Here is a 639-nt window from a genome sequence, read left to right as displayed (position 1 = left end):
CTGAGCTTCTCGTCGTGGACGAACGTCCGGACTGAGCGGTAGTCAGCCCTGAGGCCGCGGTCGCCCGGTTCCCCAACCAGGCCGCGCAAGGTAAAATCGTGCGTGACGCATCGCCGGATCAGCCTGTCCCGATGCGCACCAGCAAGCCGTCGCGGTTTGCTGCCACCAGTTTTATCGGGGGCAACACTGCCGCTCCGACGAACACGCTGCACCCATCGGATGGCGGTGCCGATGCCAGTTCCATATCGCGAAGCCGCTTCGTAGCGCGACATACCACCAGTCTCAACCGCCGCAACAACAACGTTCACGGAGATCCAGCGAGTAAGGACGACCCATAGTGGCCGGGCCCCTTTCCCGGCCAGCACACTGAATCAGATCTCAGATAATGAGGAAATCCATTGCCGATTCAGAATCAACACATCACGCTCTGATAATTTATTTTGAAATATTATGAAGTAATATTCTATAAAAATAATATAATTGAAAATAATTGTGAGTCTGGATAAGACTCTGTGTCTGATGTAGTAAGATTGTGTTGAAAAACTCCGTCTTGCGGTAATTGCTTCCTGCTGATTCAGTATCGTCACAGGCTGGAGGGCGATGCGGATGATGGGCGAGCGGATCGGGATGCAGGAGGCG

At 53.5% G+C, this 639-nt stretch carries 1 protein-coding gene and 1 pseudogene; both read right to left on the bottom strand.

Features of this window, described 5'->3' with window-relative positions; translation table 11 throughout:
- Window positions 1-336, bottom strand: a pseudogene (locus GOB85_RS18935) (IS630 transposase-related protein); the annotation flags it as partial.
- A 35-nt stretch (window positions 337-371) separates the two neighbouring features.
- A partial coding sequence (locus GOB85_RS19115) for a hypothetical protein (RefSeq protein ID WP_206752317.1) occupies window positions 372-639 on the bottom strand: 268 nt, incomplete at its 5' end.

It is taken from the genome of Acetobacter fallax (genome assembly GCF_011516735.1).
GTDB classification, from domain to species: domain Bacteria; phylum Pseudomonadota; class Alphaproteobacteria; order Acetobacterales; family Acetobacteraceae; genus Acetobacter; species Acetobacter fallax.
The sequence above is the reverse complement of the archived record's forward strand: the minus strand, read 5'-3'. Positions and strand labels throughout refer to the sequence as shown.